Raw genomic sequence first — 22,416 nt, 5'->3', positions numbered from 1 at the left:
CCGCCGGCGCGCCTTTCGGCCGGGAGCGGGTCTGCGGGTGCGTCAGGGGGTGAAGGCGCGGCGGTAGGCGGTGGGAGTGGTGGCGAAGGCTCGACGGAAGTGCGCTCGGAGGTTGGTGGCGGTGCCCAGCCCCGTCCGTCTGGCGATGTCGTCGATAGTGCTGTCGTCACTTTCCAGCAGCTCGCAGGCGGCGCGCAATCGTTGCTCGGTCAGCCATGCCTGCGGGCTCATCCCGAACCGGTGCTGGAAGTTGCGGTGCAGGGTGCGGGTCGACTGAAGACCCTGCCGGGCGAGGTCCGCGACGGTGATCGGCAGGTGCAGGTTGGCGGTGGCCCAGGTGGTGACGGCGGCCATCTCGGCGTCCTCCCCGCTCGCCTGGGCGGGGACGAACTGCGCCTGGCCACCCGCCCGGTGCAGCGGTGTGACCAGGAGGCGGGCGCGTTCGATGGCCGCGTTCTGGCCGTGGTCCCGGCCCACCAGATAGAGGCACAGGTCGAGGCCCGCCGCGAGCCCGGCGCTGGTCAGCACCTGCCCTTCGTCGACGTACAGCGCGTTCGCGTCGACGGTGACCATGGGATGTTCGCGGGCCAGCGCCTCGGTGTGCACCCAGTGGGTGGTCGCCCGCCGGCCGTCGAGCAGCCCGGACTGGGCCAGTGCGAACGCGCCCGTGCAGATCGAGGCGATGCGGGCACCGCGCCGGTACGCGGCACGCAGGGCGTCGAGTGCCGGGGCCGGTGCCGGTCCGCGGCGGAAACCAGGAACGATCACGGTGTCGGCGTCGGCGAGGACATCGATCGTGGCATCGACGGTCAGGGCCAGCCCGGCGGTGGTGGTGGGGACCGCGCCGCCGCTGGGCGAGCAGACGGTGGTCGTGTAACGGCCGTGGCCCTCGTGGCCGAAGACGTGTGTCGCGATGGTCAGGTCGAAGGCGACGACGGGCGGCAGGGCCAGTACGGCGACCCGGTGCGTGGCTGATTGCTTATGCACAGTGGCAAGAATGCCACTCGTCCTCGACGGTGGCCGCGCGACATCCTCGTCAGGTGCGAATAGAAATCGTGGTTTTCGATGGCTTCGACGAGTTGGACGTCTTCGGGCCCTTCGAGGTGCTGGCGATCGCCGGGTTCGCCGTCGACCTGGTCGCCGTCGAGCGGCCGGGGCCGGTGGTCAGCATGCGAGGTGTCCAACTCCACGTGCCCGCGGTGCTGGGGCGGCCCGACGGTGTGGTCGTACCGGGTGGAGGATGGTTGAACCGGGCCGCCGCCGGTGCCTGGGCACAGGCGCAGCACGGCGCACTCCCGGCCCGGCTGGCCGCGCTGGCCCCCTCGACCCGCTGGATGGCGTCGGTCTGCACCGGCGGTCTGCTGCTCGCCGCCGCCGGCCTGCTGAGCCAGCGGAAGGCGACCACCAACCGCAACGCGTACGAGGAGTTGCGCTCCTACGGCGTCGACGTCGTGGACGAGCGGGTCGTCGACGACGGTGACCGCATCACCGCGGGCGCGCTCGCCGCCGGGCTCGACCTGGCCCTGTGGATCACGGAACGGGAACTCGGCGCGGCCACCGCCGATCGTGTCGCGGCCACCATCGAGTACGCGCGACCGGGACCCACCTGGCTCGCGCGGGCCGGGCGTGCACACCGCTGAGCCGCGACCCGCTCACCCCCGAGTGAGCAGTTCCGGGCGGGTCGCGACGATGCGGTGGCGGCGCACCGGGTACAGGATCGGGCGGGAGACGCTCCACGCCGCGCCCGCGCAGACGAACTCCTTGTAGCGGGCCGCCACCGTGCCCTTGAGCAGGGCGGGCCGGGCCCGGTCGTCGGCTGTCACGTACTGGATGATGCCGTCGCGGCGGCCGAGGCTGATGCACTGGTTGAAGTAGCGCAGCGGGGCCTTCGGGATCTTCGTCCGACCGGTCAGGCGCGCGGCGATGGCGTCGGCGGCCTGCCAGGCCATCGGGGTGCCCGAGGCGCAGGACATCCGCAGTGGTTTCCCGCCCGGTCCTTCGGCGATCGCCGCGTCGCCGACGGCGTACACGTCGGGGTGGGAGACCGACCGCATCGTGGCGTCGACGACGATCTGCCCGGTGTCCGCGACCGTCAGGGTCGTGGCGGCGGCGATGGGGTGGACGGCGAAGCCGGCCGTCCACACGGTCAGCTCGGCGGGGAGCACCCGACCGTCGCCGGTGACCGCGCCGGTGGCGTCGACCCGGGCGATGTCGGTGTGCTCGTGCACGGTGATCCCGAGCCGGTCGCAGACCCCGCGCAGGTGCTGCCGCGCCTTCTCGGTGAGCCAGTCGCCGAGCGCACCGCGGGCGGCGAGCGCGACGTCGAGGTCCGGGCGGGCCTCCGCGATCTCGGTGACCGCTTCCAGTCCGGTGAGGCCGCCACCGACGACGAGCACCGTCGCGCCGGCCGGGAGCTGGGCCAGCCGGTCACGCACCCGCGTCGCCGACGTCCTGCCGGCGATGTCGTACGCGTGCTCGGCGACGCCGGGGACGCCGTGGTCCGCGCTGGTGCTGCCGAGGGCGTAGACGAGCGTGTCGTACCCGATCTCGTCGGTGCCGTGCTCGGCGACGAGGGCGACGGTCCTGCGGTCGGTGTCGACGGCGGTGACCCGGGCCACGCGGGTCTCCACTCCGGTGCCCGCGTAGACGTCGGTCAGCGGCCGGTGCTTGAGGTGCTGCCCGGTGGCGAGTTGGTGCATACGGACCCGCTCGACGAAGTCGGCGTCGGCGTTGACGACGGTGATCCGCGTGTCGTCGCGGTGCAGTCGCCGGGCGAGACGCCCGGCGGCGATGGCTCCGGCGTATCCGGCCCCGAGGACGACGATCCGGTGCTTCATGGTGTCACTCCTGTCTCGGCGAGGGTCGCTTCCTGAACCGGACAGCGACCCGATTCCTGACAGGAGTCGGCTGAGAGCTGGGTCACCAGACGTGCAGCAGGGGCTCCCCGTGCGCGGATGCGGACCAGTGCCGGGTGGCGCGTACCAGCTTGTCCGGGTTGACCTGGGCGTGCACGGCCGCGACGCCGTCGGACGTCACCTTCAGCGCCAGGACACCGACGACCCGTTCGTCGAGCACCACCACCAGCGCCGGGGCGCCGTTGGCAACGTCGACGTAGAGGGCGGGGCTGCCGCCCACGAGGTCGCGTTTGGCGGTGCTGGGCGCGAACAGGCCGCGCAGGAACCTGGCCACCGCCAGCGCGCCGACGACAGGTGTGGTCCGGGCCGGGATCTTGCCGCCGCCGTCGCCGACGCTCGTCGCGTCGTCGGTGAGGAGCGTGACCAACCGCTGGGTCTCGCCGTTGGCGGCCGCTGCCAGGAACTCCTCGACGATCCGGCGCGCGGTGGCACCGTCGACCTCGGTGCGGGCCCGGTCACCGGTGACGTGCTGCTTGGCCCGCCGGTAGATCTGCTGACAGTTCGACTCGCTGACGCCGAGCATGTCGGCGATCTCCGCGTGGGTGTAGCCGAAGGCCTCGCGGAGCACGTACACCGCGCGCTCCTTGGCCGACAGCCGCTCCAGGAGGGTGAGGACCGCCATCGAGACCGACTCGCGCTGCTCGGCGGTGTCGAGGGGGCCGAGCATCCGATCCCCGGCCAGGACCGGTTCGGGCAGCCAGGTGCCCACGTAGGTCTCGCGCCGGGCCCGCGCCGAGGTGAGCTGGTTGAGGCACACGTTGGTGAGCGCCTTCGTCAGCCAGGCCTCGGGCGTCTCGACCCGCTGCCGATCGGCGGCCTGCCAGCGCAGGAACGTGTCCTGGACCGCGTCTTCGGCGTCACTCGTCGAGCCCAGCAGGCGGTAGGCGATCGCTCCCAGGCGGGCCCTGGCGCGTTCGAAGAGCTCGACCTCGTCCGGACTGAGCGGCATGGCTCGATAGTTAACCACGCCCGCGAGCCGGTCGACCGTGCCCGTGGAAAACCGGAGCGTGGCGGCCACCGCCGTCAGGCAGAACACGACAGCGGCGACGAGTGGTGGGCGTCCGCCGAGGTGCACGGCCGCCGAGCCGAGCGGGATGGCCAGCACGAGCGGGCCGAACATCGCGGTGTTCGCCGTCGCGGAGACCCGGCCCAGCAGTGCCGACGGCGTGTGCGTCTGCACGGCGGTCACCGCCGCGACCAGGGTCCAGGGCAGGCCGACGCCGGCGAGCACCGCACCGGCGACCGTGACCGGCCACCACGGCAGGCAACGGGCCAGGCAACCGACGGCGAACAGCACGGTTCCGGCGACACCGACAGCGGTGGGGCCCCGGCCGGCCAGGAGCCTGCCGACGCGCAGGCCGCCGATGACGGAACCGGCGCCCTGCGCGCTGGTCAGCACACCCAGGAACGTCGTCGGTAGGCGGAGTTCCGTGATCACGATCTGGTAGACCGCCGCGGTGGTGAAGCCGGACATCGCGATGGCCACGGCGGCGAGCGCGACCGGCACGCCCGTCGCCCGCTGTCCGAACAGGACAGACAATCCGGCACGCAGACGGCGGTGCCGCTGCGGTGGCTGGTCGGGTGGCGTGCGGTGCAGGCGCACCGCCGCGTACAGGATGGCGACCAGGACCGGCGTGGCCGCGCCGAGGACGACGGCCGCGTGGCCGCCGCGCCACGCGTAGAGGGCGGCACCGGCCAGCGGGGCGACGAGTTTCATGCCCTCCTGGGCGCTGGAGCGCCATCCGTTGACGTCGCCGAGTTCGGTGGGTGACAGCGCGGACGGCAACAGCGCCGACTCGCCGGCGTCGATGAGCACATAACTGACGCCGTAGACGGAGGAGACGGCGAAGATGAGCCACGTCTGCCCCGGCCCCCGCACCGCGAACAGCGTCAGCAGGGCGGCGGCCAGCAGGAGGTTGACCGCGATGACAAGTGGCCGTCGGGGTGCGGAGTCGAGCAGGCCACCAAGCCACGGGCCGGTGAGCACCGGGGCGTACACGCACAGCCCGGCGAGGGCCGCGAGGCCGGTGGAGCCGGTGAGGTCCAGGATCCAGATGCCGGCCACCAGGGACATGGCGCTGCTGCCGAAGCCGGACAGCAGGGAGATCGCCACGAACAGTCCCGCGTTGCGCCGCATGGGCCCTCCAGATTGAGCCGAGGTGACTCACATCCTGTTGGTTGAGGCATGCGGGCGCAATGCTTGCGGGTTACGTCAACGGGGCATTGACAACGCGTCCTCGATGGTCGCCGTGGCGGCGCGGGCCGGTGCCGGCAGCTGGTCGCCCGCCTCGCCGAGGTCGGTGACGAGATGCAGGGCCAACGCGTACAGCGAGCCCGGGGTGGCGTCCAGGGCGGCGTCCACCGTGCCGCGCACCAGCGCCGCCCGACGGAACCGCGCGTCCCACCGCCGGTCGGCGGCAATCCATCGTCCGAGCTCGGCCACGGCGGCCCGCACCGCCGAGATCTGCGTCGAGTAGCGGACATCGAGCTGCTGTTGCCGCGACCGCCGCGCCGCCACCAGGCGCTGCCGGCGTTGCTCGGCGGCCTGCCGGCTGCCGAGGCCCAACGCCTGTGCGATCTGCGCCCACGTCGCGCCGCCGTGCCGCGCCCGGTCGATCAGGTCCAGCTCCTGCTCGTCCAGGCGGGAACGGGCAACCTGGACGTCCGCCAACTGCCCCAGCTCCGACGTCACCCTGTCAACATTACGTTGACGGCGGCGGTGTTGGTGCGCGCACCAGGAACACGTCCACCGGATCCTCGGCATCGAGCGTGAACCCGTGTCGCTCGTAGAGCCGCCGGGCCGGACTGCCCCGCAACACGTTCAGCCGGACCGGGGTGCCGTCGCGGTCGCACCGGTCCAGCAGCTCGCGCAGCACGGCCGTGCCGATGCCGCTGCCCTGGAGGTGCGGCGACAGGTAGAAGTGCTCCAACCAACGGGCGTCGTCCGCCGGGCGCAGCGCCACGCAGCCGGCGAACGCACCGCCCACCTCGACAACCCAGGTGTACGCCGGAACGAAGCCGTCGCGCAGGCGCTGCCGCACGCGCTGGTCGTCGTAGCGCCCGAGTCGCTCCAGATCGGCCCGCAGCACCACGGCCCGCAGCTCGGCCACGGCGTCGACGTCCGCCATCGAGGCCGGCCGCAGCTCCCACTCCACCATGATCACCACGCTAGCGCCGCCCCACGAGAAGTCCGACACCCCGCCCGCCCTGCTCGACCCGGCACGCCGACGTCGCTGAGCGGAGCAGGGCGAGGTGCCGCTCGTCAATTAGGATGAGGCTCATGAGCGCTGAGGCCGTCGGCATGCACATGCCCGCCATCGTGACGCTCGACGACGTGGCGGCGATGAACGCCGCCGACCCGAACGGCCACCGTTACGAGACCAGCCCCGAGGGGGTCCTGTCGGTCATGCCGCCCCCCGACTCGGACCACGCCATGATCGCCAGTCGCCTCTTCGCCTGGCTGATCATGGCGGGTTGGCCCGCCGAGCAGGTGCTTCAGGCGGCCGGCCTGCGCATCTCCGGCCCGGCTGGCAACGGCGGTCGCATCCCCGACCTCAGTGTGTGGCGCAAGCCGCCGACCCGCAGCGTCTGGGCGGCGGTCGACGACGTCGTGCTCGTCGTGGAGATCGTCTCGCCGGGCTCGGAAGCGATCGACTCGGTGACGAAGGTCCGCGAGTACGCGTCGGCGGGGATCCCACGGTACTGGGTGGTGGACCGGGACGGCGCGCAGACGGTCACCCTGCATCGGCTGGGCGGGGACGGCAGCTACGAGGAGCGGGCCCGGATGCCGTTGGCGTGGCTGCTGCAGACGACTCCCGCCGATCATCTCGACTGAAATTCACCGCCGAGTGACAGCGCCCGTCGTATCGTGCCGGCATGACGCACCCGGTGTGGGCGGACGGTGACGCGTACGAGGCGTACGTCGGTCGGTGGAGCCGCCTGGTCGCGGCGGAGTTCCTGCGCGAGTTGGGCGTGGCGCCCGGTCGGCAGTGGCTGGATGTCGGCTGCGGCACCGGCGTGCTGACCTCGACGATCCTCGCCGACGCCGCACCCGCTCGGGTCACCGGCGTCGACCGGTCGGTGGGTTTCGTCTCGACCGCGCGTACCCGGGTCGCCGACGCGCGGGCGACCTTCCAGGTGGGCGACGCCCGCGCGCTGCCGGTGGGTGACCGCACCGCGGACGTGGTGGTGAGCGGGTTGACACTCAACTTCGTGCCGGAGCCGGCGCGGGCGGTGGCGGAGTTCACCCGGGTGGTCCGGCCGGCGGGGACGGTGGCCGCCTACATCTGGGACTACGCCGACGGCATGGCGATGATGCGGCACTTCTGGGACGCCGCCGCGCGGCTCGACCCGGCCGCGGCGACGTTCGACGAGCAGAGCCGTGGCACCGTGTGGCGGCCCGAGGCGTTGCGGGCGCTCTGGGAGGACGCCGGCCTGGGCGAGGTGTCGGTCCGACCGGTCGACGTGCCGACGGTCTTCGCCGACTTCGCCGACTACTGGACGCCGTTCCTCGGTGGGCAGGGCACGGCGCCGGGGTACCTCACGACGTTGGCCGAGCCGGCCCGGGACGCGCTGCGGGAGGCGCTGGCGGCCCGTCTCCCGGTCGAGCCGGACGGCTCGATCCACCTCGGCGCGCGCGCCTGGGCCGTGCGGGGTGTCGCGGCCGGGTAGCAACCGCGACTCACGTTTCCGCAGGTCAGCGGGGGTCTGTGTCGTGCACCGGACAAGACGGTAGGGCCTTTCGCGGAGCACTGTTGGGGCAGGTGCCGACTCCGCTGGGGGCGCCCGCAGCGGTTTCCTCCTCACCGGGACAAGGACGTCATCACCGCCGACGCCGCCGCACGGCCGCGTCGTCTGGGCCGGTGTCCCGTCTTCCCTCTCGCACTTCTGTGCGTCACGTCGGCTCGGAGTCGCTCATTCGTGCGCCCGGACCCGGCGACCTATCTCAGAGAGGCATTTCCATGGCCGCTCCCACCGCAACCGCAACCCTTACCGCGCCGGTCTACTCGCCGGGCGACCAGATGCTCTTGACCGTCACCTACGCCGACGCCGACACCAAGCCGTTGACCGTCACCATCGTGGTCACCGACGCGCAGGGCAACAGCAGCGCACCCGTCAAGGTCACCGCGGTCATCGACCCGCTCACCCTGACCGTGACCGACAGCTCCGGGCGTATCTGGACCCGGGTCTCCGACAACGGTGCCGTCGCCGTGTACCGGGCGGTGGCGTGATGCCCCGCGTCACCGTCCAGGTGCGTGACACGGCCGGCAACACCGCGACGGCCACCGCCGACTACATCGTGGGTAGCCAGCCGGTGCTCGGCGGCTACTACCTCTCCGGTGGTGCCGACCCGACCGCCGACATGGCCGGCGGCAACTTCCGCTCCCTGACCCAGTACCGCAGTTTCGCCGACGGCTACACCTTCCCCGGCTACAACCGGCCCTGGCTGATCACCCTCGGTAAGGCGGGGGTACAGATCAACATGGTGTTGGAACTCAAGCACTACGGCGCCGCGGACACCGGCCCGCAGACCTTCACCGTGGACGGCACCACCTACACCGTGCCGGCGCCGTCGATGACCATCCAACAGCGCCCCGGCACGACCTGGCCGAAGGCGTACGGGTACGGACAGGTGGTCAGCGGTCAGTGTGACGGGTTGTTCGCCCGCGCGTTGGCGCAGTATCGGACGCTCGGCTTCGGCGTGAACATCCAACTGGCGTCCGAACTGGACACCGACCACGAGTTCGGCACCACCGACGCCGGGGTGGCGTACACCTGGGCGCAGTCCGACGCCCGCGCGGTGCAGGCGATCAACTACATCCTCACCTGGTTCAAGGCGCGGACGCTGCCCGGCGGTACGACGTTCTCGGTCGGCATCGGCGGCTTCGACCGGGCCTGCTTCCAGCGCGTCCACCCGGAGTCGCTGATGACCCGGCTGGACTTCCTCCAGTGGAACGTCTACGGCACCAACGCCAGCCACACCGCGCTGGCCCGGTTCCGCCGCACCAAGGACTGGGCGGTGGCCGACCTCGGTCCGGTGGCGCTGTCCCGCCGGGTGCTCATCGCGGAGTGGGGGGTGCGGGTGGCCGAGATCCCCAACCAGGCCGCCTGGATCGCCACCGTGCCGGCGGCCATCGCCCAGCTCAACGCCGAGGGTGGACCGCCGATCGCCCGCACCAACTACTTCAACTCCGGGTGGGGCACGCTGACCCCGAAGGCGACCGGACTGGCCGCGCTGCGGTCCGCCTACGCCACCCCGCCGTACGCCTGAGTCTGCGGCTCGGCGACCCGGTCGGTGCGACTGCCGACCGGGTCGACCGGGGGACCCTATGCTCGGATGATGGAATTGCGGATCTTCACCGAACCCCAGCAGGGCGCCAGCTACGACCAGTTGCTCGCCGTCGCCCGCTGCGCCGAGGACGCCGGCTACGGTGCGTTCTTCCGGTCCGACCACTACCTCAAGATGGGTGACGTGACCGGCGAGCCCGGTCCCACCGACGCGTGGACCACGCTGGCTGGCCTGGCCCGAGACACCAGCCGCATCCGGCTCGGCACGTTGATGACCGCGGCCACCTTCCGGCTGCCCGGCCCGCTGGCGATCACCGTGGCGCAGGTCGACCAGATGAGCGGCGGTCGCGTCGAGTTGGGCATCGGCACCGGCTGGTACGCCGAGGAACACAGCGCGTACGGCATCCCGTTCCCGCCCCTGGCCGAGCGGTTCGACCGGCTGGAGGAGCAACTCGCGGTCATCACCGGGCTCTGGTCCACGCCGGCGGGGCAGCGCTTCGAGTACGACGGCCGGTACTACCCGGTCCGGGACTCGCCCGCACTGCCGAAGCCCGTGCAGCAGCCGCGCCCGCCGATCCTGCTCGGCGGGACGGGCCCGAAGCGCACCCCCAGGCTGGCCGCCCGCTACGCCGACGAGTTCAACCTGCCGTTCGCCTCGGTGCCGGACACGGCGGCCCAGTTCGACCGGGTCCGCGCCGCGTGCGGGGAGATCGGCCGGGACCCGGCCGACATGGTGTGGTCCAACGCCCTGGTGCTCTGCTGCGGACGCGACGACGCCGAGGTGGCTCGTCGGGCCGCCGCGATCGGCCGCGAACCGGACGAGTTGCGGGTCAACGGCCTGGCCGGGACGCCCGGCGAGGTCCTGGACACCATCGGCCGGTACGCGGAGATCGGCAGCCAGCGGCTCTACCTACAGGTGCTGGACCTCGGCGACCTGGAGCACCTCGAACTGGTCGCCCACGAGGTCATGGCGAAGCTCTGACCCAACGGGCCGACGGGCCGACGGGCGGCGGTGACGGTCAGGCGCGGCGGTGGGCGCCCACGCCCGTCCCGGACGCGTGTGGGTCTCCCAGCACGGTGTCCAGCCGCCCGTCCCGGTCACTGTCCACGTAGGTGATGTCGGCGATCCCGTCGCCGTCCACGTCGATCTGCACGACGTCGGCGACGCCGTCGCCGTCGAGGTCGGTGACCACCTCCACCGAGCCGTCCAGGTGCCGGGTCACGATCGACTGTGGCCCGGCACCCGGCGCGCGCGGCGCGGGGCCGGGTGCCGGCACCGGAGTCGGGGCCGGCGCGGGTGCCGGGGTGGGTCGGGGACCGGGCGTGGGCGACGGATGGCTGGGCGACCCGCCGGTTGGCGGCGCGCTGGCCTGCTCGACGCCGCTGCCGGTCGGGTCCAGTTCCTCCTCGGAGGGGAACACGTCGCCCCGTGGGGCCGGGTCGCGGTAGCTGCTCATGGGCGTAGGGTTCCCCGGCGATGACGAGAACAACCGTGCCCGATCGACCGGTGTCCTCGGTGGGCGGTTTGGCGGAGGATGCGAGAACCGACGCCACGGTCATGAACGGGGGTCCGAGCGTGGAACTACGCCGGAATCGGGGGGCCCGTGCGCTCGCTCTGGTGTGCGTACTCGGTGGGGTGTTGCTGTTGGTCTATCCCAGCGACGGCGCCCCGCTACGGACGATCATCGCGGGGGGTGCCGTCGCGCTCGGCGTCGTGGCGCTGGTCAGCGCGCTGCGACCGTTCCGGTTCGGGATCGGCGCCGAGGGGCTCACCATCCGACGGCCCGGCCTGCGCCGGGACATCCGGTGGGCCGAGGTCGACGCGTTGGTCCTGGACGAGCCGCCCCGCCGCGACGGCTACCGGAGGCCGCCGCGACTGCTGCTGGTGCCCGTGCCGGGTGTGCCGCTGGAACCGGTGACCGCCCGCCACCCACTCGACGGTCGCCCCGCCATCGAGTTGCTCGTCCTCGACCAGGTCCGCGAGCAGCCCGACCAGGTGGCCGCCGCGCTCACCCAGTACGCCGGTGACCGTTTCGTCGACCTGCTGGCGCTGCGCCGAGCCGCCTTCGCCGACCCGGACCTGCCGGTGGGCCTGCGGGGCTACCAGATGGACCGGGTCGACCGGTTGATCCGCCGTGGTCAGGACGCCCTGCTGGCCGGGGACGCGCCCAGCCGGCAGGCGGCCCGGGGTGAGATCGAACGCTCCAGCGCGGCCGGTCTGCCGATCGCCCAACGTGGCTACCACACGTTCCAGACGGATACGGTTCTGGACGCCCTCGTCGCCGCGTTGGCCGACCACCAGTCCACCGATCGGGAGACCGCAACATGATCGCGCACGGACCGCACGCCACACCGGCCACCGCGGCCGACGTTCCGCGCCGCAACTGGGCCGGCAACGTGCGGTACGCCGCTCGGGCGTTCCACCGGCCGACGTCCACCGACGACCTGCGCCGCCTGGTCGCCGGCAGCACCCGGATCCGGGCGGTGGGCAGCGGGCACTCCTTCAACCGCTTCGGCGACACCGACGGCGACCTGGTCACCCTCGCCGGGCTGCCCCCGGTCGTCGAGGTGGACCGCGAGCGCGGGCAGGCCACCGTGAGCGGCGCGATGCGCTACGGCGACGTCGCCCGACACCTGCACACCCAGGGGTACGCGCTGGCCAACCTCGCCTCGCTGCCGCACATCTCGGTGGCCGGCGCGGTGGCCACCGCCACCCACGGCTCCGGTCCGACCCACGGCAACCTGGCCACCGCGGTCGCCGGCCTGGAGTTGGTCACCGCGGACGGCGACCTGCGGCGGGTCGACCGCGAGACCGACCCGGACACGTTCGCCGGCATGGTGGTCGGTCTCGGCGCGCTCGGCCTGGTCACCCGGGTCACCCTGGACGTGGTGCCGGCCTACGAGCTGCGCCAGTACGTGTCGCTCGACCTCGACCGGGAGGCGTTGGACGAGGCGCTCGACTCGGCGTACAGCGTGAGTGTCTTCACCGACTGGCGGGCACCCCGACTGCGTGAGGTGTGGCGCAAGCAGCTGGCCGACCAACCGCCGCCCCCGGCGGACTGGCTCGGCACCACCGCCGCCACCGCGCCACGGCACCCGGTGCTCGGCATGTCGCCGGAGCACTGCACGCCGCAGCTCGGCGAGCCGGGCCCGTGGCACGAGCGGCTGCCACACTTCAAGCTCGGCTTCACCCCGAGCAGCGGCGACGAGTTGCAGTCCGAATACCACGTGCCGCGTACGGCGGCGGCCGACGCGCTCGCCGCGCTGGACGAGGTGGTGCACCTGATCGCGCCGGTGCTGCTGGTGTGCGAGTTGCGGACGGTGGCGGCGGACGAGCTGTGGCTCAGCCCGAATTACCAGCGGGACAGCTTCGTCGTGCACTTCACCTGGATCGACGACACCGCCGCCGTACTGCCGGTGGTGGCCGCGGTGGAGGAACGCCTGGCGCCCTTCGCGCCGCGCCCACACTGGGGCAAGGTCTTCGTCACCGACCCGACGGAGTTGGCCGCCCGCTACCCGAGGCACGCCGACTTCGCCGACCTGCTGCGCCACCTGGACCCGACCGGCAAGTTCCGCACCGACCTGCTGGACGGGTACTTCCCCCGCTAAGCCCGTAGGGTGCTGCGTTGGACGGCTCGGCTGATGTCGCTGGGGGAGACTATTCCGACCAATTGACCGTCCGTTACCACCAGGGCTCGGCCGTCGGCACACTCGCTGAGCCGGGGGAGCAGGTCATTGAGTTCTTCGCCGGGCTGGGCCAGGACCAACTGGTCGGCTCGGCAGGCCACCTCGGCCAGCGTGGTCGACGCCCGCCGCTCGGCCGGCACACCGCGCACCCGGTCGACGGTGACCAGGCCGGTCGGCCGGCCCTCCTCGGTGAGCGGCAGCGCCGAATGCCGGTACGCGAACAGGTAGTGGTCGACGAAGTCGGCGACAGTCATCTCCGCCGAGGCGGTCTGCGGCTGCGGCGTCATGACGTCACCCACCCGCACACCGCGCAGCGCGCTGCCGGTGCGGGCCTGCCGTTCCTCCATCGCGGCGGCCCCGATCAGGAACCAACCGATCAGGGCCAGCCAGAGCCCACCGAAACCGACCCCGGACAGGAACTGCCACAACCCCAGACCGATCAGCAGGACACCCAGCACCCAGCCCGCCCGCGCGGCCACCACCGACGCCCTGGTCCGGTCACCGGTCGCCTTCCACACCGCGGCGCGCAGCAACCGGCCGCCGTCCAGCGGCGCGGCCGGCAGTACGTTGAAGATGGCCAGCAGCACGTTGATGCCGGCCAGCCACGCCACCGCCCCGAAGAGCAGCCCATCCTGCCCGGCCAACGCGAGCAGCGCGGCGATCGCGCCGAAGAACGCCCCGAGCAGCAGGCTGACCAGCGGGCCGACCCCGGCGATCCGCAGCTCCGCGCCCGGGTCGCGCGGCTCGCCCCGCAACTCGGCCACCCCGCCGAACAGCCACAGCGTGATGCCGTCGACCTCCAGCCCGTTGCGCTTGGCCACCACCGCGTGCGACACCTCGTGGGCGAGCAGGCCGACGAAGAAGACCACCGCCGCCACCAGACCGGCGAGGGTGTACGCCACGGACGAGCGATCCGGGTACGAGCGGGGGAACTGGTTCGCGGCCAGACCCCACGCGATCAACGCGAAGATGACCAGAACGCTCCAGTTGACGCCGACCGGCACCCCCGCGATCCGACCGAGTCGGAAACTGGCCCTCATCCCACCGAGATACCCCAGCCGGGCCCACCCATGCCAGCTCCGGCTGAGCCGGACACGCGACGCCGCCGCCGTCGCCGCCCTCCCCGCCTATCGAAGGCTGCGGCTGCCAGTCAGTCGGCGGTGCCGGGCGGGACGACCCAGGCGCTGGGCTGCCCGGTGATCGCACTGATGAGATCGAAGTCCCCGTCGTAATGCAGGACGGTGACCCTGTGTCGCTCGGCGGTGGCGGCGATCAGCAGATCCGCCATGGACAGCGCGCGGTGGTTGCCCTTGTGTAGGGCCTGCACCTGCACGTCGATCGCTCGATCCCAGATCTCGTCAGGCATTGACAGCCACCGGAAGCCGCTCATCAACCACCGGGCACGCTGCGCGTCCTTCGCAGTACGGGCACTGTGAATGACTTCGATCTCGACAGCCCCGCACACCGCGAGCAACCCTCGCTCGGAGAGCTCACTGAGCACCGGAGCCACTTGCCGCTTCGGCCAGCGGGCGAGGGCTGACTTGTCGAGCAGGTATTGCTCGTGATTCACGCCGCGTCCGAGTCAGCGGTCCCGACGGGACCGGTCAGATCGGGCAGCCCTCCGCTCTTTAGCCAGTCGGCGAACTGTCGCCGCTTTTCCCGATCGACGATGGCCTTGAGGGCGGCGTTGACGGTGGCCTTCTTCGTCGCGGTGCCGAGAATCTTGCCGGCCTCGGCGAGGAGTTCGTCGTCGACGTCAAGGATCGTCCGGCTCACGGTGCCTCCTCAGGTAGGCGGTCATCATCGAAGATATCAACTTTGCGTACTTCTGATATCACGCCTCGCTGAATCGTCAACCTGATGCCCGGCCGTGGACGCGCAGCGAGTCCGGCGGGATAGTTGCGAGGGTGACGATGCTGACCGGTGAGGGTGACGACCCGTACCTGTGGTTGGAAGACCTTGCGGGGGTGGACGTCTCGGCATGGGTGCACGACCGCAACGCGGAGACGGCCGCGGCGCTGACCAGTGACGAGGCGTTCGCCGACATGCGGGCCGAGATCCGGCAGGTGCTCGATTCCGATGAGCGGATCACCTATCCGGGCTGGTACGGCGACGGCTTCTACTACAACTTCTGGCGGGACGGGGCGCATCCGCGTGGGGTCTGGCGGCGGACCACGCTCGATCAGTACCGCGGTCCCGACCCGAACTGGGACGTGCTGCTCGACGTCGACGCGTTGGCAGCCGCGGAGGACGAGAACTGGATCTGGAGCGGCGCGAGGATGCTGCGACCCGGTTACCATCGCGCCCTGATCAGCTTGTCCCGGGGCGGCGCGGACGCGGTCGTGGTGCGCGAGTTCGACCTGCAGGGCCGCGCCTTCGTCGTAGACGGCTTCACGCTCCCCGAGGCGAAGAGCAGTGTCTGCTGGATCGACCTCGACACCATCTACGTCGCCACCGACTTCGGGCCCGGCTCCCAGACCACCTCTGGTTATCCCCGCATGGTGCGGCGGTGGCGGCGCGGCACCACCCTCGCCGAGGCCACCGCCGTTCATGAGGCACGGTCGGACGACATCGCCGTGTACGCCTCACACGACCCGACGCCCGGCTTCGAGCGCGACTTCGTGGGCCAGTTCCTGGACTTCTACCGGACGGAGAACTACCTGCTGACCGAGACCGGCGAGCTGACCCGGATTCCCATTCCCGAGGACGCCCGTTGGGACGTACACCGGGATTGGTTGTTGGTCCGGCTGAGGTCGTCGTGGGCGACCGGGGGTACGACGTACCCGACCGGGGCCCTGCTCGCGGTCCGGTTCGATGCGTTCATGGCGGGTGACCGGGAGTTGGCGGTGCTGTTCCAGCCGGACGGTCAGACGGCACTGAGCGATCACCACTGGACCCGGAGCCACCTGATCCTGGCCACCCTCGCCGACGTGAAGAGCCGTCTACAGGTGCTCACGCCGGGCGAGACCGGCTGGCAGCGCAAACCGCTCGCGGGCGTGCCCGACCTCGACCACAGCCGGATTGTGGCCACCGACCCGGAGAACGGCGACGACTACCTCCTCGCCTCGGAAGGGTTTCTCCAGCCGGCGACGTTACGCCTCGGACTGGTCAGCAGAGGGGCCGAGGTCCTCAAACGGGAGCCGGCCGTGTTCGACGCCGAGGGCCTGACCGTTCGCCAGTTCTTTGCCACCTCGGCGGACGGCACGCGGGTGCCGTACTTCGTGGTGGGCGATCCCGACGCTGAGGACAGTCCGACACTGCTCACCGGTTATGGCGGGTATGAACATTCCCTGACCCCGTGCTACGGCGGCGTCATCGGGCGGGGATGGCTCGCCCGGGGTGGCACGTACGCGGTGGCGAACATCCGCGGCGGCGGAGAGTACGGCCCCGAGTGGCACCGGGCCGCACTGCGGGAGGGCAGGCCCAGATCGTTCGAGGACTTCGCCGCGGTGGCCACCGACCTGGTGACGCGGGGCATCACGACCCCGACGCAGCTCGGCATCGAGGGCGGCAGTAACGGCGGCCTGCTGATGGGCGTGATGCTGACCCGCTACCCGGCACTCTTCGGCGCGGTCGTCGCGCACGTGCCGTTGCTGGACCTGCGGCGGTACCACCGGCTGCTGGCGGGAGCGTCGTGGATGGCCGAGTACGGTGACCCGGATCGGGAGGCCGACTGGGCGTACCTGCGTGAGTTTTCGCCCTACCACAACATCGACGGCGATCGGTCATACCCACCGGTCCTGCTCATCACCTCGACCCGAGACGACCGGGTGCACCCCGGCCACGCTCGAAAGATGGCGGCCCGGCTGCGCGAGCACGGCCACCAGGTGGCCTACTACGAAAACGTCGACGGTGGGCACGGCGCGGCGGCGAACAACGAGCAGCGGGCCTTCCTGTGGACGCTCACGCTGAATTTCCTCTGGCGGAAACTGAGCGGCGGGGTCGTGACGCGACCGGTTGACGGAGTGATTCAGCGGCGGGGTGCTTCGCTGGCGATTGTCGCCTCCCGGGGCAGGGCCGCCGCGCGCAGCGCCCAGTCCAGCGCGTAGTCGGCGACCTCCTCCCAGCCGTCCTGCCCGACGGTGAAGTGCGACCGGCCGGGAAACTCCTGGTACGCGGTGAGCGCCCGGGACTTCTGGTAGAGCCCCGCGTTGGCACGCACCACCGACGCCGGCACCACGTGGTCCGCTCCGCCGGCCAGCAGCAGCAGGGGCGCGCGGTCGTCGCGTGCGGTGTCGACCCGGGCGGGTGAGCGCGGGTCGACGTTGGCGAACGCGCCCTCGAAGAACACCCGGCCGGCACCGGGGACGGCATAGCGCTGCCACGCCCGGTCGGAGTCGGCACGGCTCATCGTGTTGCCGAAGGTGTAGGCGAAGTCGTCCGGGGTGAACGGCACGGCCCTGCTCCGGTTGGCGGGGCTGCGCAGGATCGGGAAGCCGGAGCGCAGCTGACTCAGCGGCACCTTGTGCACCCCCTTCACCGCCGCGGGATGCACCCCCACCACCGCCGCGCCGAGACCCCGGTCGGCGAGGACCTGGGCGAACAGGCCGCCGAACGAGTGACCCATGATGATCGGTGGTCGGGGCAGCGCCCGGATGATCCTGTCGTAGTGCGCGACGATCGTGGCCATGCTCTGCTCGGCGATGGGGGCGGGGTCGTCCCGCAACTCCTCCACGGACCGGTCCATCCCGGGCCAGGCCGGGGCGATGACGTGCATGCCGCGCGCGGTGTACCGCTCGGCCCACCCCTGCCAGCTGCGCGAGGTCATCCAGAGCCCGTGGATCAGCACGATCGTGTCGACCTGGCCCTGCGGCGTGGCACCCATCGCATCCTCCCGGTGTCGCGGCGTCCGGCCCGGCGGTTACCCGCTGCCGCGCCGGGAATTCCTCCGCCGGCGCTCGCCTCGCCGTGCCCCGCGCGGGGCGGACCTGGCAGAGAGCGTGATGACACAGGGGCATATTGATGACTCAGAGGCATCACGCTCGCCGTGGTGCCCGCCCGCGCGGAGGTCACTCTGCGTGCCGTCCCGGCCCTGACAAATGTCACGGCCGGGACGTGACGACCGCTCCGGGCATCGGGGTACGCGCCGCCGGAGCATGAGTGACATGACCAGTACGCATCCGGCCGTCGAGTTGAGCGGCCTCACCAAGACCTTCGGCGCGGTCACCGCGGTCGACGGGCTGAGCCTGCGGGTACAGCCCGGCGAGGTGGTGGCGTTCCTCGGCCCCAACGGGGCGGGCAAGACCACCACCATCGACATGCTGCTCGGTCTGGCCCGCCCGGACGAGGGCACCGTCCGCATCCTCGGCGGCACCCCGGACAACGCGGTGGCCCGGGGCCGGGTCGCCGCCGTGCTCCAGACCGGCGGGCTGCTCAAGGACCTCACCGTCGGCGAGACGGTCGAGATGAGCGCGCACTTCTACCGGCACACCCGCCCGCCGGCCGAGGTGCTGGAGCGGGCCGGTATCGCCGACATCGCCGGGCGGGTCGTCGGGCGGTGCTCCGGCGGGCAGCAGCAGCGGCTGCGCTTCGCGCTGGCCCTGTTGCCCGACCCGGATCTGATGGTGCTCGACGAGCCGACCACCGGCATGGACGTCGAGGGTCGGCGGGACTTCTGGCAGGCCCTGCGCCGCGACGCGCGGGCCGGCCGGACCGTCATCTTCGCCACCCACTACCTGGACGAGGCCGACGCGTACGCCGACCGGATCGTGCTGGTCCGACAGGGGCGCATCGTGGCCGACGGCACCACCGCGGAGATCAAGAACCTGGCCGCCGGCCGCACGGTCCGGGCCACCCTGCCCGGCGCCGACCAGGCCGCGCTGGCCGCGCTGCCCGGCGTCGACGCCGTGGAGGTACGCGGCGACAGCGTGCTGGTGCGCACCGGCGACTCGGACGCGATCGCCCGGCACCTGCTCACCCGCACCGACGCCCGGGACGTGGAGATCACCTCCCGCAACCTCGAGGACGCCTTCCTCGCCCTGACCACCGCGCACACCGGAGCCTGAGATGACCACCATCGCCCCCACCCCCACCCGTGCCGCCGAGCCGGACCGTCGGCTGCCCGCCCTGGGCGGGTTCGCTCCGGGAGTCCTGCTCATCGAGTTGCGCCGGGTGCTGCGCAACCGCCGCACCCTCGCCTTCACGCTGATCATGCCGGGCGTCTTCTTCCTCATCTTCGGCCTGCCGCAGGGCGGGCAGTCGCTGGACAACGGTCGCCCGGTCACCGCGTACGTCATGATCAGCCTGGCGGTGTACGCGGCCATGGTGGCGACCACCAGCGCGGGCGGCGCGGTCGCCACCGAGCGGGCACTGGGCTGGAGCCGGCAACTGCGGCTCACCCCGTTGCGCCCGACCGCGTACGTGGCGACCAAGCTGGTCACCGCGATGACCCTCGGCCTGCTCGCCGTCGTCGTCGAGTTCCTGGTGGGCGCGGCGGCCGGTGTGCGCATCCCCGCGTACGTCTGGCTGCTGTCCGGGCTCGCCGCCTGGCTCGGTTCGCTGGTCTTCGCCGCGTTCGGCCTGTTCATCGGCTACCTGGTGCCGGCCGAGAACGTCATGCAGTTCATCGGCCCGATCCTGGCCGTGCTGGCCATGTTCGGTGGCCTGTTCGTCCCGGTCGAGGTGCTGCCGGAGGTGCTTCAGCAGGTCGCGAAGTTCACCCCGGTGTACGGCATGGGTGTGCTGGCCCGCGCCCCGCTGACCGGCGAGGGGGTGAGTGTGGCGGCGGTGGCCAACCTCGTCGTCTGGGCGCTGCTCTTCGGTGTCGGTGCGGCCCGGCTGTTCCGCCGGGACACCGCGCGGGTCTGACCCCCACGAAGGCTAGCGTGAACCCGATGGACCTCTCGACCGGGCAGCCCTGGCCGGTGAGCCGCCACTGGCGGTTCACCGGCTGGCTGCTGGCCGCCGTGTGGCTGTTCTTCCTCAACGTGCCGCTGGCCACCGCGCTGCACCAGCCGGAGCCGTGGCGGCGGGTCGTCGGTGTGCTGGCCCTTGTCGTCTTCGGCGTCGGTTACGTGCTGCTGTTCCAGTGGGCCCGCAAGCACCGCCAGGCCCTGCTGCCCATTCCGGCGGGCCGGGCGCGGGCCGGGCTGGTGCTGCTGGTCGCGGTGGGCCTGGCCAGCATCCCCGGCACCGGTGGGGACTGGTTGGCCACCCTGGTCTACGTGGCGGCGGCGGCGGTGTTCCTGTTGCCACCGCGCGAGGCGTTGGCCGCCGTGGTGCTCAGCGCGCTGACCCCCGTGCTGGCGTCCTGGCTGGTGCCGGGCTGGCAGGCGGAGAGCGGCATCGTCTTCGCGGTGCTGCTCGCCTCGTTCGCGATGTTCGGGGTGTCCCAGTTGGCCCAGCGCAACAGCGAACTCCGGGCGGCCCAGCAGGAGATCGGCCGGCTCGCGGTCGCCGAGGAGCGGGCCCGCGCCGCCCGCGACCTGCACGACATTCTCGGGCACTCGTTGACCGTGGTGGCGATCAAGGCCGAGTTGGCGGGCCGGCTCATCGAGGTGGACCATGCGCGCGCCGCCGTCGAGATCGCCGAGGTGGAGGCGCTGGCCCGCGCGGCGCTGTCCGACGTACGGCAGACGGTCGGGGCGTACCGCGAGGTCACCCTCGTCGCGGAGTTGGCCGGCGCCCGCTCCGCGCTGGCCGCGGCGGGCATCGCGGCGGACCTGCCGGCCGAGGTGCCGGCGCTGCCGGACGAGTGGGACCGGTTGTTCGGGTGGGCGGTGCGGGAAGGGGTGACGAACGTGGTTCGGCACAGCGGGGCACGGTGCTGCACGGTCCGGGTGCACCCGGACCGGGTCGAGGTGAGCGACGACGGGCGGGGTCCGTCCACTCCCGACGCCGGTGGCTACGGGCTCGTCGGCCTGCGTGAGCGGGCGCGGGAGTTGGACGCCGCGCTCAGCGTCGGCCGCCGGCCGGACGGGAGTGGTTTCCTGCTCCGGGTGCACGCCCCGGCGGAGGCCCGGTGAGCGGCGACTCCCCGCCGATCCGGCTGCTGCTCGCCGACGACCAGGCGCTGGTCCGGGGCGCGCTGGCCGCGTTGCTCTCGCTGGAGGAGGACCTGAGCGTGGTGGCCGAGGTCGGCCGGGGCGACGAGGTGGTCCCCGCGGCCCGCCGCAGCAACCCCGACGTCGCCCTGCTGGACGTGGAGATGCCCGGCCTGGACGGGATCGCCGCCGCCGCCGCGTTGCGGACCGCGCTGCCGACCTGCCGGGTGCTGGTGGTGACCACCTTCGGCCGGCCCGGCTACCTGCGTCGGGCGATGGAGGCCGGCGCGAGCGGCTTCGTGGTCAAGGACACCCCGGCCCGGCAACTCGCCGACGCGGTCCGCAGGGTGTACGCCGGTCTGCGGGTGGTCGACCCCGCGCTGGCCGCCGAGACCCTGGCCGCCGGGGCGAGCCCGCTGACCGACCGGGAGACCGAGGTGCTGCGGACCGCCCGGGGCGGTGGCACGGTCGCCGACCTGGCCGGGGCGCTGCACCTGTCCGAGGGGACGGTGCGCAACCACCTTTCGGCGGCGATCGGCAAGACCGGTGCGCGCAACCGGGCCGAGGCGATCCGGGTTGCCGAGCAGAACGGTTGGCTGCTCGGCGAGTGACGCCCGCCGGTTAGGCGGTCGGGGGCGGGGTGGGTAGCTTGTCGACGACCACCACGCTGCTGCCGGGGCGGACCTCGGCGAGCAACTCCCGCTGACCGCTGCGGGTCAGCCGGATGCAGCCGTTCGTGGTGTTCGCACCCAACTCGTCGTCGTTGTACCAGGTGTGCACGCCGATGTGGGCGCCGCGCAGCCCGGCCGGCACCGACTCGGGGTCGTCGGGCACCGAGCCGAGGGCGTAGATGTCCACGCCTCCGTAGACCTCCTCGGGCGGCGGGGTCCGACCCAGGACGAACGTCCGCCCCAGCGGCGTCTCCTGCCCCGACTGGCCGAGGCTGACCTCCCAGGAACGCACCGCCGTGCCGGCTCGGTACCAGGTGAGCCGGTGGACCTTGCGTTCCACCACGATCTGGTCGCGCAGCGCCACGGTGTCGAACCCGCCGGGCGGCAACCAGGCGAGGCGCCGATTGGCGGAGGGCAACAGGACGGCCGTCCAGCCGGCGCGCCGCTCGGCGATCGGCATGGTGAGGTCGACGCCACTGATCGTGGGTTCGAGGAAGGCGCGCGGACGGCCGCCGGGCGCGTCGTACGCGGCGATCCGCCTGGTCGGGTGCACGCCCTCGGTCAGCGGCGTGGTGTCCAGGGTGGCCGGATCGGCGGGGAAGCCCCCGGGCGCGGGGTCGTAGTCGACCACCGGCAGCCCGGCCGGGGCGGGCGCGGCCGGGAGGACCAGCTCCTCCGGGCTCTGCTCGGCACTGCTCGGGGTCGGGTCGGCGGCCGCGATCCGTCTGTCGGGGGCCGTGCCGGGGGTCAGCGCCTGACCCACCAGCAGCGCGGTCACCAGCAGGGCGGGTACGCCGATGGCGGCGGACACCCAGACGCCACGGCGGCGGTACGTGGACTTTCGGTCAAACGGCACCAAACCACTCTAAGGTG

At 72.3% G+C, this 22,416-nt stretch carries 24 protein-coding genes and 1 pseudogene; 13 read left to right on the top strand and 12 right to left on the bottom strand.

Annotated elements, in window-relative coordinates; all coding sequences use genetic code 11:
* Positions 1-42 precede the first annotated feature (42 nt).
* Complete coding sequence (locus tag ACGFIQ_RS27915; RefSeq protein WP_393248470.1) at positions 43-987, bottom strand: GlxA family transcriptional regulator; 945 nt, start codon at positions 985-987, stop codon at positions 43-45.
* A gap of 53 nt (positions 988-1,040) precedes the next feature.
* Between ACGFIQ_RS27915 and ACGFIQ_RS27910 the strand changes: the two genes are divergently transcribed.
* Positions 1,041-1,640, top strand: coding sequence for a DJ-1/PfpI family protein (locus ACGFIQ_RS27910; protein WP_393248469.1), 600 nt, complete (start codon positions 1,041-1,043; stop codon positions 1,638-1,640).
* Between the two features lie 12 nt (positions 1,641-1,652).
* Here ACGFIQ_RS27910 and ACGFIQ_RS27905 read toward each other — a convergent pair whose 3' ends face one another.
* The 5 genes and pseudogenes from ACGFIQ_RS27905 to ACGFIQ_RS27885 form a co-directional block, all read right to left on the bottom strand.
* The gene (locus ACGFIQ_RS27905; protein ID WP_393248468.1) at positions 1,653-2,837 is read right to left on the bottom strand and encodes an NAD(P)/FAD-dependent oxidoreductase; all 1,185 of its coding nucleotides are present in this window, start codon (positions 2,835-2,837) and stop codon (positions 1,653-1,655) included.
* 82 nt (positions 2,838-2,919) lie between these two features.
* Positions 2,920-3,864, bottom strand: a complete 945-nt coding sequence (locus ACGFIQ_RS27900; protein WP_393248616.1) for an RNA polymerase sigma-70 factor — start codon at positions 3,862-3,864, stop codon at positions 2,920-2,922.
* 60 nt (positions 3,865-3,924) lie between these two features.
* Positions 3,925-5,052: pseudogene (locus ACGFIQ_RS27895) on the bottom strand (MFS transporter); the annotation flags it as partial.
* A 75-nt stretch (positions 5,053-5,127) separates the two neighbouring features.
* The gene (locus tag ACGFIQ_RS27890) at positions 5,128-5,607 is read right to left on the bottom strand and encodes a hypothetical protein (RefSeq protein WP_393248467.1); all 480 of its coding nucleotides are present in this window, start codon (positions 5,605-5,607) and stop codon (positions 5,128-5,130) included.
* A gap of 10 nt (positions 5,608-5,617) precedes the next feature.
* Positions 5,618-6,073, bottom strand: coding sequence for a GNAT family N-acetyltransferase (locus ACGFIQ_RS27885; RefSeq protein ID WP_393248466.1), 456 nt, complete (start codon positions 6,071-6,073; stop codon positions 5,618-5,620).
* A gap of 122 nt (positions 6,074-6,195) precedes the next feature.
* Here ACGFIQ_RS27885 and ACGFIQ_RS27880 point away from each other — a divergent pair, with 122 nt between their 5' ends.
* From ACGFIQ_RS27880 to ACGFIQ_RS27860, 5 genes are all read left to right on the top strand, one after another.
* Positions 6,196-6,750, top strand: coding sequence for a Uma2 family endonuclease (locus ACGFIQ_RS27880; RefSeq protein WP_393248465.1), 555 nt, complete (start codon positions 6,196-6,198; stop codon positions 6,748-6,750).
* A 41-nt stretch (positions 6,751-6,791) separates the two neighbouring features.
* Positions 6,792-7,586, top strand: coding sequence for a class I SAM-dependent methyltransferase (locus ACGFIQ_RS27875; RefSeq protein ID WP_393248464.1), 795 nt, complete (start codon positions 6,792-6,794; stop codon positions 7,584-7,586).
* A gap of 290 nt (positions 7,587-7,876) precedes the next feature.
* On the top strand, positions 7,877-8,146 hold the full coding sequence (locus tag ACGFIQ_RS27870; protein ID WP_393248463.1) for a hypothetical protein: 270 nt from the start codon (positions 7,877-7,879) through the stop codon (positions 8,144-8,146).
* A complete protein-coding gene (locus ACGFIQ_RS27865) occupies positions 8,146-9,186 on the top strand; it encodes a hypothetical protein (protein WP_393248462.1) in 1,041 nt (346 codons plus the stop codon). Before ACGFIQ_RS27870 ends, ACGFIQ_RS27865 begins: the two co-directional genes overlap by 1 nt.
* 69 nt (positions 9,187-9,255) lie before the next feature.
* A complete protein-coding gene (locus tag ACGFIQ_RS27860; RefSeq protein WP_393248461.1) occupies positions 9,256-10,185 on the top strand; it encodes an LLM class F420-dependent oxidoreductase in 930 nt (309 codons plus the stop codon).
* 37 nt (positions 10,186-10,222) lie between these two features.
* Here the strand turns inward: ACGFIQ_RS27860 and ACGFIQ_RS27855 are convergent, their stop codons facing one another.
* The gene (locus ACGFIQ_RS27855; RefSeq protein WP_393248460.1) at positions 10,223-10,660 is read right to left on the bottom strand and encodes a hypothetical protein; all 438 of its coding nucleotides are present in this window, start codon (positions 10,658-10,660) and stop codon (positions 10,223-10,225) included.
* Positions 10,661-10,779: 119 nt separating this feature from the next.
* On the opposite strand from ACGFIQ_RS27855, the gene ACGFIQ_RS27850 reads away from it, so the two are divergent.
* Positions 10,780-11,532, top strand: coding sequence for a hypothetical protein (locus ACGFIQ_RS27850; protein ID WP_393248459.1), 753 nt, complete (start codon positions 10,780-10,782; stop codon positions 11,530-11,532).
* Positions 11,529-12,812, top strand: a complete 1,284-nt coding sequence (locus tag ACGFIQ_RS27845; protein WP_393248458.1) for an FAD-binding protein — start codon at positions 11,529-11,531, stop codon at positions 12,810-12,812. The genes ACGFIQ_RS27850 and ACGFIQ_RS27845 overlap by 4 nt, the downstream gene beginning before the upstream one ends.
* Here the strand turns inward: ACGFIQ_RS27845 and ACGFIQ_RS27840 are convergent.
* The 3 genes from ACGFIQ_RS27840 to ACGFIQ_RS27830 all read right to left on the bottom strand — a co-directional run bounded on the left by ACGFIQ_RS27840 (position 12,809) and on the right by ACGFIQ_RS27830 (position 14,666).
* Positions 12,809-13,930 (bottom strand): site-2 protease family protein, encoded by a 1,122-nt coding sequence (locus tag ACGFIQ_RS27840; RefSeq protein ID WP_393248457.1) that lies wholly within the window; start codon positions 13,928-13,930, stop codon positions 12,809-12,811. The genes ACGFIQ_RS27845 and ACGFIQ_RS27840 overlap by 4 nt on opposite strands.
* A 110-nt stretch (positions 13,931-14,040) precedes the next feature.
* Positions 14,041-14,460, bottom strand: a complete 420-nt coding sequence (locus ACGFIQ_RS27835; RefSeq protein WP_393248456.1) for a PIN domain nuclease — start codon at positions 14,458-14,460, stop codon at positions 14,041-14,043.
* The gene (locus tag ACGFIQ_RS27830) at positions 14,457-14,666 is read right to left on the bottom strand and encodes a type II toxin-antitoxin system VapB family antitoxin (protein WP_393248455.1); all 210 of its coding nucleotides are present in this window, start codon (positions 14,664-14,666) and stop codon (positions 14,457-14,459) included. Before ACGFIQ_RS27830 ends, ACGFIQ_RS27835 begins: the two co-directional genes overlap by 4 nt.
* Positions 14,667-14,803: 137 nt before the next feature.
* On the opposite strand from ACGFIQ_RS27830, the gene ACGFIQ_RS27825 reads away from it, so the two are divergent.
* Entirely contained in the window at positions 14,804-16,939 is a 2,136-nt protein-coding gene (locus ACGFIQ_RS27825) for a prolyl oligopeptidase family protein (protein ID WP_393248615.1), read from the top strand.
* Here the strand turns inward: ACGFIQ_RS27825 and ACGFIQ_RS27820 are convergent.
* On the bottom strand, positions 16,861-17,715 hold the full coding sequence (locus tag ACGFIQ_RS27820) for an alpha/beta hydrolase (protein ID WP_393248454.1): 855 nt from the start codon (positions 17,713-17,715) through the stop codon (positions 16,861-16,863). The two genes, ACGFIQ_RS27825 and ACGFIQ_RS27820, sit on opposite strands and share 79 nt — an antisense overlap.
* A gap of 280 nt (positions 17,716-17,995) precedes the next feature.
* Between ACGFIQ_RS27820 and ACGFIQ_RS27815 the strand changes: the two genes are divergently transcribed.
* Genes ACGFIQ_RS27815 through ACGFIQ_RS27800 form a run of 4 tightly spaced genes read left to right on the top strand, consistent with a single transcriptional unit; the run spans position 17,996 to position 21,483 of the window.
* The gene (locus ACGFIQ_RS27815; protein ID WP_393248453.1) at positions 17,996-18,895 is read left to right on the top strand and encodes an ABC transporter ATP-binding protein; all 900 of its coding nucleotides are present in this window, start codon (positions 17,996-17,998) and stop codon (positions 18,893-18,895) included.
* 1 nt (position 18,896) lies between these two features.
* The gene (locus ACGFIQ_RS27810) at positions 18,897-19,697 is read left to right on the top strand and encodes an ABC transporter permease (protein WP_393248452.1); all 801 of its coding nucleotides are present in this window, start codon (positions 18,897-18,899) and stop codon (positions 19,695-19,697) included.
* A gap of 26 nt (positions 19,698-19,723) precedes the next feature.
* Positions 19,724-20,854, top strand: a complete 1,131-nt coding sequence (locus tag ACGFIQ_RS27805) for a sensor histidine kinase (RefSeq protein WP_393248451.1) — start codon at positions 19,724-19,726, stop codon at positions 20,852-20,854.
* Positions 20,851-21,483, top strand: a complete 633-nt coding sequence (locus tag ACGFIQ_RS27800) for a response regulator (protein ID WP_393248450.1) — start codon at positions 20,851-20,853, stop codon at positions 21,481-21,483. The genes ACGFIQ_RS27805 and ACGFIQ_RS27800 overlap by 4 nt, the downstream gene beginning before the upstream one ends.
* Positions 21,484-21,493: 10 nt before the next feature.
* Here ACGFIQ_RS27800 and ACGFIQ_RS27795 read toward each other — a convergent pair whose 3' ends face one another.
* Complete coding sequence (locus ACGFIQ_RS27795) at positions 21,494-22,399, bottom strand: L,D-transpeptidase (RefSeq protein WP_393248449.1); 906 nt, start codon at positions 22,397-22,399, stop codon at positions 21,494-21,496.
* Between the last annotated feature and the right edge of the window lie 17 nt (positions 22,400-22,416).

The sequence above is a fragment of the Micromonospora sp. NPDC048898 genome, from assembly GCF_043198035.1.
Lineage (GTDB): Bacteria > Actinomycetota > Actinomycetes > Mycobacteriales > Micromonosporaceae > Micromonospora.
The sequence above is the reverse complement of the archived record's forward strand: the minus strand, read 5'-3'. Positions and strand labels throughout refer to the sequence as shown.

Coding starts and splice junctions, on each gene's coding strand:
- ACGFIQ_RS27880 (WP_393248465.1), top strand. CDS start 6,196: ATGAGCGCTGAGGCCGTCGGCATGCACATGCCCGCCATCGTGACGCTC.
- ACGFIQ_RS27840 (WP_393248457.1), bottom strand. CDS start 13,930: ATGAGGGCCAGTTTCCGACTCGGTCGGATCGCGGGGGTGCCGGTCGGC.
- ACGFIQ_RS27865 (WP_393248462.1), top strand. CDS start 8,146: ATGCCCCGCGTCACCGTCCAGGTGCGTGACACGGCCGGCAACACCGCG.
- ACGFIQ_RS27885 (WP_393248466.1), bottom strand. CDS start 6,073: ATGGTGGAGTGGGAGCTGCGGCCGGCCTCGATGGCGGACGTCGACGCC.
- ACGFIQ_RS27805 (WP_393248451.1), top strand. CDS start 19,724: ATGGACCTCTCGACCGGGCAGCCCTGGCCGGTGAGCCGCCACTGGCGG.
- ACGFIQ_RS27875 (WP_393248464.1), top strand. CDS start 6,792: ATGACGCACCCGGTGTGGGCGGACGGTGACGCGTACGAGGCGTACGTC.
- ACGFIQ_RS27825 (WP_393248615.1), top strand. CDS start 14,804: ATGCTGACCGGTGAGGGTGACGACCCGTACCTGTGGTTGGAAGACCTT.
- ACGFIQ_RS27820 (WP_393248454.1), bottom strand. CDS start 17,715: ATGGGTGCCACGCCGCAGGGCCAGGTCGACACGATCGTGCTGATCCAC.
- ACGFIQ_RS27845 (WP_393248458.1), top strand. CDS start 11,529: ATGATCGCGCACGGACCGCACGCCACACCGGCCACCGCGGCCGACGTT.
- ACGFIQ_RS27900 (WP_393248616.1), bottom strand. CDS start 3,864: ATGCCGCTCAGTCCGGACGAGGTCGAGCTCTTCGAACGCGCCAGGGCC.
- ACGFIQ_RS27815 (WP_393248453.1), top strand. CDS start 17,996: ATGACCAGTACGCATCCGGCCGTCGAGTTGAGCGGCCTCACCAAGACC.
- ACGFIQ_RS27855 (WP_393248460.1), bottom strand. CDS start 10,660: ATGAGCAGCTACCGCGACCCGGCCCCACGGGGCGACGTGTTCCCCTCC.
- ACGFIQ_RS27810 (WP_393248452.1), top strand. CDS start 18,897: ATGACCACCATCGCCCCCACCCCCACCCGTGCCGCCGAGCCGGACCGT.
- ACGFIQ_RS27870 (WP_393248463.1), top strand. CDS start 7,877: ATGGCCGCTCCCACCGCAACCGCAACCCTTACCGCGCCGGTCTACTCG.
- ACGFIQ_RS27905 (WP_393248468.1), bottom strand. CDS start 2,837: ATGAAGCACCGGATCGTCGTCCTCGGGGCCGGATACGCCGGAGCCATC.
- ACGFIQ_RS27860 (WP_393248461.1), top strand. CDS start 9,256: ATGGAATTGCGGATCTTCACCGAACCCCAGCAGGGCGCCAGCTACGAC.